Genomic DNA, 14519 nt, shown 5'->3' with positions numbered 1-14519 from the left:
ATGTATTTTTGTCGAAACTTTTTGTATATTATAATTACAAAAAGTTTCTTTTATAGGAGAGCAAAGCTATGACCGTTGAACCAATCCGCAATAAGGCAAAAATCAAGCAATTATATCATTATTTAAACGGCATTCACCCCAAATATGGCCTGATCTTTAAGTTCGGTATCAACACCGGCCTTCGAATCAGCGACCTGCTGCCGCTCCGGGTTTCTGATATTTACACGGATAAAGGCGTATTTCGGGAGCACTTAACTGTGCGGGAACAAAAAACAGCCAAAGAAAAGCGCATCAAGCTAAATGATACCCTTCGAAAGTGCCTGAACAGTTATGTGAAAGAACAGAGGCTGACATATGGAGATTATCTGTTTTTTAGTCAAAAGGGGGGATACCTGGGACGAATTCATGTGTACAAAAAATTAAAGGAAGCAGGAGATGCATTGGGCATCGAAAACATTGGTACCCATACGCTTAGAAAAACATGGGGTTATTGGACTTATAAGATATCCAAATACAACATCGGGCTCATCATGGATACCTTTAATCATGGCTCTTCTTCTGTAACATTACGTTATATCGGAATCAACCAGGATCAAAAGGACGAGCTGTATTCCATTGTGCAATTATAGTATCTATCCCGACAATATATTCGTTCTATCCCGATGTTTAGACAAAAAACGCCGTAATTGTTGACTTGCTTTCGCGAAAATGCTATTATCAAGTAAGTTGTACATCCAAAAGCAACAAAATACCTATTATGTTGCTTTTTATTGGCAAAATATTCCATTAAAATTTCCGATTGTCCATCGTGAAAGCATTGAATTTATTTGTAATTCCGTTGAAAAAATAAGGACGATCGCTTGTCTTGCTGTCCTTGCTAAAAATAGTAGTATCATTTTAGTATCATAGTGTTACTAAAATGACATCACTTTCACTTGCAAATACAGTAAATATGTATTAGAATAATATTAAAGAAACAACCGCCCCAATACAAGGGGTTGGCCAAATACTCAGAATAGAAACTCCATCCTTTTCACTCGCCAAAGTTTACAAGGGTGGTTTTTCTATGCCCATTTCTAAGACTTTATAGAAAAAGGCTGCTTACAATTATAAAAAATAAAGGTAAGCAATGCTAAAATGAATGTACCAAAAGCCATAAAGTCTTTAAAGTCGTACTTCATCCACATCACCTCCCATCTATGTAATGATGGAAGGCCAACGCCCTTGCAGTGACACGATTGTTTCATGTCACTATGGTAACATATCCCATTTTAATGTGCAATTACTTTTCCCGGCAGCAGGCTGCAATGGTTATGTTGCCTTTTTTCATGGTTCATACTCTTTTGCAGACCACCAGCACTATCCATCCAGTACTCTATAAAGGTGAGGAACTTATTTCCGTGCTTTATTGGGAATCTNCCTGAAATAACCCCTGGTTGATCTGTTCAATGGACTGCGCCTGATCAGAGGAAGCTTCATCAATCTTCTTTATGGACTGATCCGCAAGTCTTGCTCTTTCAGCCACCTCCATGAGAATCTGTGCGGTTTCATCCGCAAGCCTCTCTCCTTTCAGAACCGTTTCCACCGAGTGTTCGATCAACTCGGCTGTCTGTTTTGCAGCTTCGGCAGATTTGGCAGCCAGATTGCGCACCTCATCGGCAACCACCGCAAAACCTTTTCCCACACTTCCGGCACGGGCAGCTTCAATGGCGGCATTGAGAGCAAGAATATTGGTTTGAAATGCGATATCTTCAATAACTTTTGTTATGTAAGATATTTTTTCTGAAGACTCACTGATTTCTCCCATGGCAGCATTTAAGTTCTGCATGCGCTCGTTGCTTTCCTTTATTCCGGAGTCCGCCTGCGCAACATGCTCGGTGGCTTTCCGGACATTGCTGACATTCTGCTCCGCCTGCTGTGCCACACCGGCGATGGAAGCATTGAGTTCCTCTACCGTTGATGCCTGCTCTGCAGCACCGGAAGCCAGGGCCTGGGAAGCGCTGGAAACCTGGTCTGCACCGCTGGCGACCTGATTGGACGCTCCCCGGATATTGGTAAATACCGCGTTTAAATTAAGAATGATCTTATTTAAAGAATCCCTGATCTGAATAAAGTCACCGGTATAATTCTGCCTGGTTTCAACCGTACAATTCCCCTGTTCCAGACTGTTCAGAATAAATGAAATTTCCCGGATATAGTCATTTAACGTATTTACCGTGCTTGTAAAGGATTTAGACAACTTGCCGATCTCATCCTCAGACTGTACCTGCGGCACCTCAGAATGCAGGTCGCCTTCTGCAAGGGCCTCGATCCTGCGTACCAGAGCAACGATAGGATTTACGATCGGCCCGGAAATCCGAAACGCAATGAAAATGGAAAAAAGAACAAACAGTACAGCCATCACTGAGGTAATGCCAATGGATACGTAAAGACTATTAAGCATTTCGGAAGTTTTGGCCGTGACTCCGATGGACCAGCCGTCTGTATCCGGAATGCCCATATAGCTGACAACCTGCTGTTCCCCCTTGAATTCTATGGTCTTCATACCGGTGGTCCCTGAAATCATATTCTGGATCAGATCCGCCAAATGGGAGTAAGAACGGTCCTCTTTGGCCTTCTCAATGTAATTCACCTGATCCATGACGTTTGTCCGGTCCCGATGGGCAATGAATTTACCATCTTTATCTACGATAAAGCCATATCCGGATTTTCCTATCTCTACAGCATCAATCATCGCGCTGAATGTATCGCTGTCCAATGTTGCATAAACAATTCCGCTGTATCCTCCGTTATTAACCGGTGCAGAAACAATCAAAATGGTGTTTCCGGTAACGGAGCTTACTAAGGTAGAGGATATGTAGGTACTTCCTGACATGGATTGTTTAAAGTACTCCCGCTCACTGACATCTGCTCCGCTGGTTGACTTTCCGCTCGAATCGGTCACAGCCAGATCTGCAAACCCGTTTTGTTCGGCAAGCTGGGATAAAATCTTTTTTCTTTCCTCCTGGGATCTGCCCGTATCTGTGATAGCTGTATTTTGAGCGATTGCTTCTACCCTGGTCCGGAATATTTCAATGGCATTTTCAACGGAAGAACAATATGCGTTTCTATTCTCAATCAGGCGGGTATTCATATTATTTCTGGCATCTTTGTATAAGATAATGGCATTTGCGATTCCGCAGAATACCGTTATGGTAACTGCCAAACCGATAATACCGGTCAGAAGTTTTTTCTTAATTGATGTCTGACCTGCCAGTCTGTTTTTCAGTTCTTTTAGCTGCTTTTCCGGGCGTACTATTTTCCCATCATTCATTTTCATTTCCTCCAATATGATTAAATTCACAGAGCACCATTCATTGCAGATGCAGTTCTTTCTACTCTGCATTCCAGTCCGAAGCCATTCGGCATATCAAAAGCAACAAATTAGGTATTTTGTTGCTTTTTTATATTTTTTTGTTCCTTATCTTATAAGATATTTTTTTGCTTTTTTTAGAAAATCAAAAAATTTATATGTATTTTTGTCGAAACTTTTTGTATATTATAATTACAAAAAGTTTCTTTTATAGGAGAGCAAAGCTATGACCGTTGAACCAATCCGCAATAAGGCAAAAATCAAGCAATTATATCATTATTTAAACGGCATTCACCCCAAATATGGCCTGATCTTTAAGTTCGGTATCAACACCGGCCTTCGAATCAGCGACCTGCTGCCGCTCCGGGTTTCTGATATTTACACGGATAAAGGCGTATTTCGGGAGCACTTAACTGTGCGGGAACAAAAAACAGCCAAAGAAAAGCGCATCAAGCTAAATGATACCCTTCGAAAGTGCCTGAACAGTTATGTGAAAGAACAGAGGCTGACATATGGAGATTATCTGTTTTTTAGTCAAAAGGGGGGATACCTGGGACGAATTCATGTGTACAAAAAATTAAAGGAAGCAGGAGATGCATTGGGCATCGAAAACATTGGTACCCATACGCTTAGAAAAACATGGGGTTATTGGACTTATAAGATATCCAAATACAACATCGGGCTCATCATGGATACCTTTAATCATGGCTCTTCTTCTGTAACATTACGTTATATCGGAATCAACCAGGATCAAAAGGACGAGCTGTATTCCATTGTGCAATTATAGTATCTATCCCGACAATATATTCGTTCTATCCCGATGTTTAGACAAAAAACGCCGTAATTGTTGACTTGCTTTCGCGAAAATGCTATTATCAAGTAAGTTGTACATCCAAAAGCAACAAAATACCTATTATGTTGCTTTTTATTGGCAAAATATTCCATTAAAATTTCCGATTGTCCATCGTGAAAGCATTGAATTTATTTGTAATTCCGTTGAAAAAATAAGGACGATCGCTTGTCTTGCTGTCCTTGCTAAAAATAGTAGTATCATTTTAGTATCATAGTGTTACTAAAATGACATCACTTTCACTTGCAAATACAGTAAATATGTATTAGAATAATATTAAAGAAACAACCGCCCCAATACAAGGGGTTGGCCAAATACTCAGAATAGAAACTCCATCCTTTTCACNCCTGAAATAACCCCTGGTTGATCTGTTCAATGGACTGCGCCTGATCAGAGGAAGCTTCATCAATCTTCTTTATGGACTGATCCGCAAGTCTTGCTCTTTCAGCCACCTCCATGAGAATCTGTGCGGTTTCATCCGCAAGCCTCTCTCCTTTCAGAACCGTTTCCACCGAGTGTTCGATCAACTCGGCTGTCTGTTTTGCAGCTTCGGCAGATTTGGCAGCCAGATTGCGCACCTCATCGGCAACCACCGCAAAACCTTTTCCCACACTTCCGGCACGGGCAGCTTCAATGGCGGCATTGAGAGCAAGAATATTGGTTTGAAATGCGATATCTTCAATAACTTTTGTTATGTAAGATATTTTTTCTGAAGACTCACTGATTTCTCCCATGGCAGCATTTAAGTTCTGCATGCGCTCGTTGCTTTCCTTTATTCCGGAGTCCGCCTGCGCAACATGCTCGGTGGCTTTCCGGACATTGCTGACATTCTGCTCCGCCTGCTGTGCCACACCGGCGATGGAAGCATTGAGTTCCTCTACCGTTGATGCCTGCTCTGCAGCACCGGAAGCCAGGGCCTGGGAAGCGCTGGAAACCTGGTCTGCACCGCTGGCGACCTGATTGGACGCTCCCCGGATATTGGTAAATACCGCGTTTAAATTAAGAATGATCTTATTTAAAGAATCCCTGATCTGAATAAAGTCACCGGTATAATTCTGCCTGGTTTCAACCGTACAATTCCCCTGTTCCAGACTGTTCAGAATAAATGAAATTTCCCGGATATAGTCATTTAACGTATTTACCGTGCTTGTAAAGGATTTAGACAACTTGCCGATCTCATCCTCAGACTGTACCTGCGGCACCTCAGAATGCAGGTCGCCTTCTGCAAGGGCCTCGATCCTGCGTACCAGAGCAACGATAGGATTTACGATCGGCCCGGAAATCCGAAACGCAATGAAAATGGAAAAAAGAACAAACAGTACAGCCATCACTGAGGTAATGCCAATGGATACGTAAAGACTATTAAGCATTTCGGAAGTTTTGGCCGTGACTCCGATGGACCAGCCGTCTGTATCCGGAATGCCCATATAGCTGACAACCTGCTGTTCCCCCTTGAATTCTATGGTCTTCATACCGGTGGTCCCTGAAATCATATTCTGGATCAGATCCGCCAAATGGGAGTAAGAACGGTCCTCTTTGGCCTTCTCAATGTAATTCACCTGATCCATGACGTTTGTCCGGTCCCGATGGGCAATGAATTTACCATCTTTATCTACGATAAAGCCATATCCGGATTTTCCTATCTCTACAGCATCAATCATCGCGCTGAATGTATCGCTGTCCAATGTTGCATAAACAATTCCGCTGTATCCTCCGTTATTAACCGGTGCAGAAACAATCAAAATGGTGTTTCCGGTAACGGAGCTTACTAAGGTAGAGGATATGTAGGTACTTCCTGACATGGATTGTTTAAAGTACTCCCGCTCACTGACATCTGCTCCGCTGGTTGACTTTCCGCTCGAATCGGTCACAGCCAGATCTGCAAACCCGTTTTGTTCGGCAAGCTGGGATAAAATCTTTTTTCTTTCCTCCTGGGATCTGCCCGTATCTGTGATAGCTGTATTTTGAGCGATTGCTTCTACCCTGGTCCGGAATATTTCAATGGCATTTTCAACGGAAGAACAATATGCGTTTCTATTCTCAATCAGGCGGGTATTCATATTATTTCTGGCATCTTTGTATAAGATAATGGCATTTGCGATTCCGCAGAATACCGTTATGGTAACTGCCAAACCGATAATACCGGTCAGAAGTTTTTTCTTAATTGATGTCTGACCTGCCAGTCTGTTTTTCAGTTCTTTTAGCTGCTTTTCCGGGCGTACTATTTTCCCATCATTCATTTTCATTTCCTCCAATATGATTAAATTCACAGAGCACCATTCATTGCAGATGCAGTTCTTTCTACTCTGCATTCCAGTCCGAAGCCATTCGGCATATCAAAAGCAACAAATTAGGTATTTTGTTGCTTTTTTATATTTTTTTGTTCCTTATCTTATAAGATATTTTTTTGCTTTTTTTAGAAAATCAAAAAATTTATATGTATTTTTGTCGAAACTTTTTGTATATTATAATTACAAAAAGTTTCTTTTATAGGAGAGCAAAGCTATGACCGTTGAACCAATCCGCAATAAGGCAAAAATCAAGCAATTATATCATTATTTAAACGGCATTCACCCCAAATATGGCCTGATCTTTAAGTTCGGTATCAACACCGGCCTTCGAATCAGCGACCTGCTGCCGCTCCGGGTTTCTGATATTTACACGGATAAAGGCGTATTTCGGGAGCACTTAACTGTGCGGGAACAAAAAACAGCCAAAGAAAAGCGCATCAAGCTAAATGATACCCTTCGAAAGTGCCTGAACAGTTATGTGAAAGAACAGAGGCTGACATATGGAGATTATCTGTTTTTTAGTCAAAAGGGGGGATACCTGGGACGAATTCATGTGTACAAAAAATTAAAGGAAGCAGGAGATGCATTGGGCATCGAAAACATTGGTACCCATACGCTTAGAAAAACATGGGGTTATTGGACTTATAAGATATCCAAATACAACATCGGGCTCATCATGGATACCTTTAATCATGGCTCTTCTTCTGTAACATTACGTTATATCGGAATCAACCAGGATCAAAAGGACGAGCTGTATTCCATTGTGCAATTATAGTATCTATCCCGACAATATATTCGTTCTATCCCGATGTTTAGACAAAAAACGCCGTAATTGTTGACTTGCTTTCGCGAAAATGCTATTATCAAGTAAGTTGTACATCCAAAAGCAACAAAATACCTATTATGTTGCTTTTTATTGGCAAAATATTCCATTAAAATTTCCGATTGTCCATCGTGAAAGCATTGAATTTATTTGTAATTCCGTTGAAAAAATAAGGACGATCGCTTGTCTTGCTGTCCTTGCTAAAAATAGTAGTATCATTTTAGTATCATAGTGTTACTAAAATGACATCACTTTCACTTGCAAATACAGTAAATATGTATTAGAATAATATTAAAGAAACAACCGCCCCAATACAAGGGGTTGGCCAAATACTCAGAATAGAAACTCCATCCTTTTCACTCGCCAAAGTTTACAAGGGTGGTTTTTCTATGCCCATTTCTAAGACTTTATAGAAAAAGGCTGCTTACAATTATAAAAAATAAAGGTAAGCAATGCTAAAATGAATGTACCAAAAGCCATAAAGTCTTTAAAGTCGTACTTCATCCACATCACCTCCCATCTATGTAATGATGGAAGGCCAACGCCCTTGCAGTGACACGATTGTTTCATGTCACTATGGTAACATATCCCATTTTAATGTGCAATTACTTTTCCCGGCAGCAGGCTGCAATGGTTATGTTGCCTTTTTTCATGGTTCATACTCTTTTGCAGACCACCAGCACTATCCATCCAGTACTCTATAAAGGTGAGGAACTTATTTCCGTGCTTTATTGGGAATCTCTATGGGAATATAGAAAAATAATTGGAATATGCCTGAAAAGCTGATTGTTGAAATGAATTTAAGAAAATATGAGTTATTGCTTTTGTACACAGATAAAAGAATGAAAAAGCAGCCTTCCCGCAGTCCCGAACAAAGGGAACTGCGGTATTTTATGCTGCTTATTCCGGCCAGCCGCACCGGCATGGCTTTCAATCCCTGATTCACTTATTTATGCTTAATGAATGTTCCTTTGCTTAGTTCTTCAAAGGCAAGAGATAATTCATCCTGAGTGTTCATCACAATGGGTCCTCCCCATGCGATAGGCTCATGCAGAGCCTTTCCTGAAAAGAAAACAAACCGAAGATCCGATTCCTGCGGTGCGGATACGGTAATGGAATCACCTTCCCCAAACAGGACGGCCGTTTTTGCAGGAATTGTCCGGTCTTCCATTACTCCATCTCCCTCAATCAGGAAGATAAAGACACTTTCGTCCGCCGGCGTAGGAATCGTAATCTCTTCCCCTTTCGGAAGAATGACGTCATATATGCTCACCGGTATATGCTTCGGCGTTATCCCTTCTGCATAGCCAAAACGTCCCGACAGCACCCCGACCTGCGCATTGCCGTTTTGGGTCCATGCCACCATGTCCTTTGTAATAGCCAGATAATTGGGTGCCGACATCTTTTCCTCTTTCGGCAGGTTCAGCCAAAGCTGAAGGCCCAGCATGCGCCCGGATTCTTTTGGCATCTCCTGATGCAAAATGCCGCTTCCTGCCGTCATCCACTGGCATTCCCCGGAATGGATGGTGCCCTTGCTGCCAAGACTGTCTTCATGATCGATCCGTCCGGAAATCAGATAGGTGACCGTTTCAATTCCTCTGTGAGGATGCATCGGAAACCCTGCCACATAGTCCGCAGGATCCGTTGAGTCAAACGAATCCAGCATCAAAAACGGATCAAAATCTTCCACATCATCGTATCCAAGCACCCGGACCATCCGGACTCCGGCGCCATCTACGGCTCTCTGTCCCCGAATCTGCTTTATTATTTTTCGTTTCTTCATTATAATTCCTCCTGACAGGATTTCAAATGGCGGAGCGTGTAAACCATCAGGAGCCGGAAACCGTGCTTACCCAATTGGAGAATGCCTCCATGAATTTTTTTAAGTAACCAAGCGTCTTCTCATCTGTCAGTTCTCCGCTCTCATTCAACAGGGAAGCTACATTGCTGATATAGGCTTCCGGCTGCTGCAGCAGTAAAATATTTAAGAACATCATAGGCTGGCGCAGTTGTTGATTTGCACCAAAGGCTCCAAGACTTCCGGGAGTGACGCTGATGATGCCGCCCGCTTTCCCATCCCAGGCATTGCTGCCGTAGGGTCTGGAACCGATATCTAATGCATTCTTCAGTACAGCCGGTACGGAACGGTTGTATTCGGGAGTAACAAACAGAAACCCATCCAACGTCTTAATTTCGCTGCGGAACTTAACCCAGGATTCAGGCGTATTGCCATCATCGTCAAAATCCTGATTGAACATCTGTAAATCGCCGATTTCTATAAAACGCATGGAAAGCTCCGCAGGTGCCAGGGAAGCCGCCGCCTTTGCTACAGCCCGGCAATACGAACCTCTCCGCAGGCTTCCCACAATAATACCAATATTCTTAGTACTCATTATAACATCTCCCATCTTCTTTTATATTATTTTAATCAGCCGGAAGCGTTTGTCCGGATATCCCTGCCGGATAAATGCCGCCGGATTAAAATTCAAGTTTAATTCCGCCATCAAAAGGAATGCACTGGCTCTCACCGCTCTTTGAGAAACATTATAATGATTGCATCAAGCGCCTGTCAAGTATCCTGTAAGAACGTACCACCTGCTAAAAAACATTCCGGGATCAGCTAATCCCGGAATGTTTTAAGCGCCTCAATGGTCTGTTCTATCAGGTCATCCAATGTCCAGCCCAGCATATCCGCACCTCTTTGAATCACTTCCCTTGAGCAGCCGGCAGCAAATCCTTTCGTTTTATATTTTTTCTTAACGGATTTTAGCTCCAGATCCTGTACGCTCTTAGAAGGTCTCATGATGACTGCGGCCCCGATCAGGCCGGTCAGCTCGTCAACCGCATACAGGACCTTTTCCATCTCATGTTCCGGTTCTATGTCAACGGTGATGGCAAAACCATGGCTTGCTGCTGCGTGAATGATTCTTTCATCCACTCCCCGTTCTCTCATGATCTCCTGTTCTTTGATGCAATGCATATCCGGAAACTGCTCAAAATCCAGATCATGCAAAAGCCCTACTATGCCCCAGAAATCCTCTTCATCTCCATAACCAAGCTTTCTGGCAAAATATCTCATGGTCTGCTCCACAATCTGTGCGTGTTCCAGATGAAATTCATCCCGGTTATATTCCGTCAGCAGATTCCACGCTTCTTCTCTTGTCATCTTAGTCCTCCATTCTTTCAGGCTTCCCTTTATCGGGCAATTGAAACACCTGGTTTCATTATATCATCCAGAAGTTTTCATTGCAAACGATTCTGCGGTACGTCTCGAACTTTGACCATTTGTTATGGAACGCTATTTTATTTTCTTTTTCCAGGAGCTTGAATTCATTTAAGAAATCATTAAAATCCGCTTTTGTCCCGATCCTCAAAGCGAATCCTCTCTCATCAAGGATGGGCAGACCGCTGTACTCATAAGCATCAAGGCTTATGATATCCTGAATTTCCCGGTTGCGGATCAGGACCGCCGCGGAATCCTCAATGGATATCACATCAAAGTAATCCGGATATTTGAAGCTGTCTCCTTCCGTCGGCACACGGTCACCTGCATGGTAGGTAGTCTCTTTTGTCTTTTGTCTGGACAGGAATGCATTCTCCAGGTTAAAATAGAACTCCTCGAAAATATATCCTCCCGCCCTGATCCCATCTTTTTCAAAATAAGGCCTTTCTTCTTCGTCTTCTACACGCTCCACAACGCCGCATGCAGAAGTCATATGGCTGACACGGTCAATGAGGATCAATTCTCCAAGGGTTTTATTCCTCTTAAATTCATCGACTACGATTTTCTCCGAAAATACCATGTCACAGGAAATGATCTCATTTTTTGTGACACTTCCGGCGGTTAAATGCCTTCCGGTATTCACATCAATCTTATATGCGACATTCTTTACCACAGCCGGTATCATCTTGGTTCCCAGCTTCACAAGATATTCATTTCCCACCTGCAAAGGTTCGTCATCCATCCAGAGGAGTGTCGTTCTTATACTCTTTCCGACCGGCAGGCGTCCGGTGCCGGAAAGCACGCAGCCGCGGCTTACATCCACTTCCCGGTCAAGCTGGATGGTGACTGCCTGGCCTGCCACCGCTTCTTCTGAATTCTTATCGCCCACAAGGATGCTCTTCACCGTTGCGGTTTCATTGCTTGGGAGCGTGACCAGTTTCTGTCCGACGGTTACCTTTCCGGACTCGGCCTGCCCCTGGAATCCGCGGAATTCATGGCTGGGACGGCATACCCTTTGTATGGGCATATAAAAACCGGTGCCGGCATTTGTCTCGGAAACATCTGCCTGTTCCAGATAGGAAAGAAGCGCTTCGCCCTTGTACCAGGTGATGTTTTCCGACTTTTTCGTTACATTATCTCCTTCCGTTGCGCTGACCGGAATGATTTTAATATTCTTAAGAGACAATTCTTCTGCCAGAGCAAGAATGTCCTTCTCGATTTCCAGAAACCGTTCTTCGCTGTAATCAACCAGATCCATTTTATTGACTGCAAAAACGAAATGGCTGATCCCCATTAAGGAACAGATTCTGGAGTGGCGCTTTGTCTGAACCAGTACCCCCTGCTTTGCATCAACCAGGATAATGGCTAACTGGGCAAAGGAAGCTCCTACCGCCATATTTCTCGTATATTCTTCATGTCCCGGCGTATCCGCCACAATAAAGCTCCGGCGGTCGGTTGTAAAATAGCGGTAGGCAACGTCTATGGTGATCCCCTGCTCCCGTTCTGCCATAAGGCCGTCTAATAAAAGGGAGTAATCGATCTCCCCGCCGCGGGACCCTACCTTGCTGTCAAGAATCAGCGCTTTTTCCTGATCCGCGTATAAAAGTTTGGAGTCGTACAGAATATGACCGATCAAAGTGGACTTTCCGTCATCCACACTGCCGCACGTAATAAATTTAAGCAATCCATTCATTAGAAATACCCTTCTCTCTTTCTCTTTTCCATACTGGCCGCACCGCCGTCTTTGTCAATGACCCGGCTCGTTCTCTCTGATTCAACCGAACTTAACGTTTCTTCAATGATCTCATCCAGGGTCTCTGCATCGGATAAGACACCTCCGGACAGAGGATAACAGCCCAGGGTCCGGAAGCGGACCTTTTTCATTTCAGGAACCTCTCCCGGCTTCAGCCTCATGCGCCCGTCATCTACCATAATGATGTCATTGTCACGGTAAACAACCGGGCGCTCCGCTGCAAAGTATAACGGAACGATGGGAATGTTCTCCTGCCTGATATACTGCCAGATATCTTTTTCCGTCCAGTTGGAAATCGGGAATACCCGGATGCTCTCCCCTTTATAAATCTCCGTATTGTAAAGCTTCCACATTTCCGGCCTCTGGTTTTTCGGGTCCCAGGCATGGGAGGCATTGCGGAAGGAAAAGATCCGTTCCTTGGCCCGGCTCTTCTCTTCATCCCTTCTTCCGCCTCCAAATGCGGCCGTAAAACCGTATTTATTTAAAGCCTGCTTTAATGCCTGGGTCTTCATGATGTCGGTATAGGCAGAGCCGTGATCAAAGGGATTGATCCCCCGCGCCACTCCGTCTTCGTTTATGTATTCGATCAGTTCAATGCCAAGCTCCTTTGCTGTTTTATCCCGGAACTCGATCATTTCTTTGAATTTCCAGGTCGTGTTCACGTGCAGGAAGGGAAAAGGCGGCTTTTCCGGGTAAAATGCTTTTAAGGCAAGGTGAAGCATGACCGAACTGTCTTTCCCTATAGAATACAGCATAACCGGCTTTTCACATTGCGCTACGACCTCACGTATGATGTAGATCGCTTCTGCTTCCAGTTCATCAAGATGGGACAATTCACTCATAATATTCTCTCTCCTAATACTTATTTGAATTTTTTCGGTTCACATCAATAACCTTGACCGTACCGTCGCTTTTTGTAATATTCCAGTGGAGAATATCTCCTTCATAGGAAACATTCATCTTACTGCCGTTACCTCCGATGTCAGCCCCTAAATAAAAGTCAATGGCGCATACCCGGCATTCCTTCACGCAGGAAACGCAGCCCCAGCAGTCCTTGGGGTATTTGATAAATGCCTTGCCATCCCTTTCTTTGATCAGACTTCCGGGACATACCGATATGCATTTCAAACAGCCTACGCATTTGTTTTCGTTAATCCTGATGCTCATACTCTGCCTCCTTAACGATATCTCTGAAACTCATCCGGATCTTTCCATCTACAAGCTTTGAGTTTACATATCCAAAATACTTTTTATCTGTCTCCGGATAATCAAGGTTCTCATTAAAGGAATGCCACCTGGTTTCTTTCCTGTGGAGCAAGTGGGCGATTACGGATCTGCATACCAGAAGCCGTTCCTTAAGTTCATATACGAACATCAGCTCATGCATATCGCCGGCGCTCATATGATCCGCAAGCTTTATCAGCTGGCCGATTTTCCCGTCTGCCAGTTTTAACTGTTTCTCATTAAACTGATAGCCCACTGATATCCCGCCGGCATATTCATCCATCACCTTCTGCATTGCCTCTTCCAGTGCTTCTGCTGTAAATACCTCCCGGGAATGATTTAATACCGTCTCATACTCATCTATTTTTTCCTTTGCATACCGGATGCAGGCATCCGATGTGACATGTTTTATGTTTCTGTTTATAATATCATCTGCCGCTATTTCCCCCTCTGCAAGAGCACCGGTCACATATTTCTGGGGGCAGCCGCCTGCCACATCTCCTGCCGCATACAGACCGTGAACGGTGGTTTCCCGTTTCGTATTCACCCAGTAACCGCTGGCCGTGTGCCCGCCTACGATATACGGTTCTGTTCCCGCGATCTCCACATCCTGTTCGCTGGGATTTTTTCCGCTTTCTATCCACTTTAAGGTCTGGCTCGGCGCCATATTTAAATATGCCTTTAAAAGTTCCTCATCTTTTTCTTTGCTGATGCAGCTGGTCTGCAGATAGCAGGGGCCGTTTCCCTTCTGATTCTCTTTTACGGTCCCATAGACCCGTTCACTTGTGGTAATTCCGTATCGGTCTTCGTAAACTTCTCCATGAGAATTGATCTGCTTCGCCTGTACGCCCTGGGCGATGGTTCCCGTGGGAGCGATCGTATCCTTGCACCGGAGTGCGATAAAACGCATTTCAAAAGAGGTCATCTCCGCTCCGGCCCGGATTCCCATAGCATAACCTGCACCCGTATTAAAGGGCGGATACCACATCTTATGGCGGGAAAA

At 43.9% G+C, this 14519-nt stretch carries 12 protein-coding genes; 3 read left to right on the top strand and 9 right to left on the bottom strand.

All coding sequences use genetic code 11. The annotated features are described in order from the left end of the window. The first annotated feature begins 68 nt into the window (after nucleotides 1-68). Nucleotides 69-629, top strand: coding sequence for a tyrosine-type recombinase/integrase (locus BQ9856_RS07080; protein WP_077610402.1), 561 nt, complete (start codon nucleotides 69-71; stop codon nucleotides 627-629). 776 nt (nucleotides 630-1405) lie between these two features. Here BQ9856_RS07080 and BQ9856_RS07075 read toward each other — a convergent pair. Beyond that, on the bottom strand, nucleotides 1406-3133 hold the full coding sequence (locus tag BQ9856_RS07075; RefSeq protein WP_442855576.1) for a methyl-accepting chemotaxis protein: 1728 nt from the start codon (nucleotides 3131-3133) through the stop codon (nucleotides 1406-1408). A 445-nt stretch (nucleotides 3134-3578) separates the two neighbouring features. Between BQ9856_RS07075 and BQ9856_RS07070 the strand changes: the two genes are divergently transcribed. Further along, nucleotides 3579-4139: a tyrosine-type recombinase/integrase gene (locus BQ9856_RS07070; RefSeq protein ID WP_077610402.1), complete on the top strand. Its 561-nt coding sequence runs from the start codon at nucleotides 3579-3581 to the stop codon at nucleotides 4137-4139. A 404-nt stretch (nucleotides 4140-4543) separates the two neighbouring features. Here the strand turns inward: BQ9856_RS07070 and BQ9856_RS07065 are convergent, their stop codons facing one another. Beyond that, entirely contained in the window at nucleotides 4544-6262 is a 1719-nt protein-coding gene (locus BQ9856_RS07065; protein WP_442855575.1) for a methyl-accepting chemotaxis protein, read from the bottom strand. 445 nt (nucleotides 6263-6707) lie between these two features. Between BQ9856_RS07065 and BQ9856_RS07060 the strand changes: the two genes are divergently transcribed. Then, entirely contained in the window at nucleotides 6708-7268 is a 561-nt protein-coding gene (locus BQ9856_RS07060) for a tyrosine-type recombinase/integrase (protein ID WP_077610402.1), read from the top strand. A 994-nt stretch (nucleotides 7269-8262) separates the two neighbouring features. Here the strand turns inward: BQ9856_RS07060 and BQ9856_RS07055 are convergent. The 7 genes from BQ9856_RS07055 to BQ9856_RS07025 all read right to left on the bottom strand — a co-directional run. Beyond that, nucleotides 8263-9099, bottom strand: coding sequence for a pirin family protein (locus tag BQ9856_RS07055; protein ID WP_077610401.1), 837 nt, complete (start codon nucleotides 9097-9099; stop codon nucleotides 8263-8265). Nucleotides 9100-9145: 46 nt separating this feature from the next. Continuing rightward, a complete protein-coding gene (locus BQ9856_RS07050) occupies nucleotides 9146-9709 on the bottom strand; it encodes an NADPH-dependent FMN reductase (protein WP_077610400.1) in 564 nt (187 codons plus the stop codon). 227 nt (nucleotides 9710-9936) lie between these two features. After that, complete coding sequence (locus BQ9856_RS07045) at nucleotides 9937-10482, bottom strand: hydrolase (protein ID WP_077610399.1); 546 nt, start codon at nucleotides 10480-10482, stop codon at nucleotides 9937-9939. 58 nt (nucleotides 10483-10540) lie between these two features. Continuing rightward, nucleotides 10541-12232: a sulfate adenylyltransferase subunit 1 gene (locus BQ9856_RS07040; protein ID WP_077610398.1), complete on the bottom strand. Its 1692-nt coding sequence runs from the start codon at nucleotides 12230-12232 to the stop codon at nucleotides 10541-10543. Further along, nucleotides 12232-13134, bottom strand: coding sequence for a sulfate adenylyltransferase subunit CysD (gene cysD / locus BQ9856_RS07035; protein ID WP_077610397.1), 903 nt, complete (start codon nucleotides 13132-13134; stop codon nucleotides 12232-12234). Before cysD ends, BQ9856_RS07040 begins: the two co-directional genes overlap by 1 nt. A gap of 13 nt (nucleotides 13135-13147) precedes the next feature. Next, nucleotides 13148-13459, bottom strand: a complete 312-nt coding sequence (locus tag BQ9856_RS07030; RefSeq protein ID WP_077610396.1) for an indolepyruvate ferredoxin oxidoreductase subunit alpha — start codon at nucleotides 13457-13459, stop codon at nucleotides 13148-13150. Then, nucleotides 13443-14519: adenylyl-sulfate reductase subunit alpha (locus tag BQ9856_RS07025; protein ID WP_139348768.1), on the bottom strand; the 1077-nt coding region annotated here is incomplete at its 5' end. The genes BQ9856_RS07025 and BQ9856_RS07030, both read right to left, overlap by 17 nt.

The sequence above is a fragment of the Clostridium sp. Marseille-P2415 genome (genome assembly GCF_900155545.1).
Lineage (GTDB): Bacteria > Bacillota > Clostridia > Lachnospirales > Lachnospiraceae > Lacrimispora.
Note: the sequence above shows the minus strand (reverse complement) of the source record. Positions and strands in the feature narration are given on the sequence as shown.

What these genes read in the sequence shown, in the direction of transcription:
- BQ9856_RS07080 (WP_077610402.1), top strand. Translation starts at nt 69, where the DNA reads ATGACCGTTGAACCAATCCGCAATAAGGCAAAAATCAAGCAATTATAT.
- BQ9856_RS07070 (WP_077610402.1), top strand. Translation starts at nt 3,579, where the DNA reads ATGACCGTTGAACCAATCCGCAATAAGGCAAAAATCAAGCAATTATAT.
- BQ9856_RS07060 (WP_077610402.1), top strand. Translation starts at nt 6,708, where the DNA reads ATGACCGTTGAACCAATCCGCAATAAGGCAAAAATCAAGCAATTATAT.
- BQ9856_RS07055 (WP_077610401.1), bottom strand. Translation starts at nt 9,099, where the DNA reads ATGAAGAAACGAAAAATAATAAAGCAGATTCGGGGACAGAGAGCCGTA.
- BQ9856_RS07050 (WP_077610400.1), bottom strand. Translation starts at nt 9,709, where the DNA reads ATGAGTACTAAGAATATTGGTATTATTGTGGGAAGCCTGCGGAGAGGT.
- BQ9856_RS07045 (WP_077610399.1), bottom strand. Translation starts at nt 10,482, where the DNA reads ATGACAAGAGAAGAAGCGTGGAATCTGCTGACGGAATATAACCGGGAT.
- BQ9856_RS07040 (WP_077610398.1), bottom strand. Translation starts at nt 12,232, where the DNA reads ATGAATGGATTGCTTAAATTTATTACGTGCGGCAGTGTGGATGACGGA.
- cysD (WP_077610397.1), bottom strand. Translation starts at nt 13,134, where the DNA reads ATGAGTGAATTGTCCCATCTTGATGAACTGGAAGCAGAAGCGATCTAC.
- BQ9856_RS07030 (WP_077610396.1), bottom strand. Translation starts at nt 13,459, where the DNA reads ATGAGCATCAGGATTAACGAAAACAAATGCGTAGGCTGTTTGAAATGC.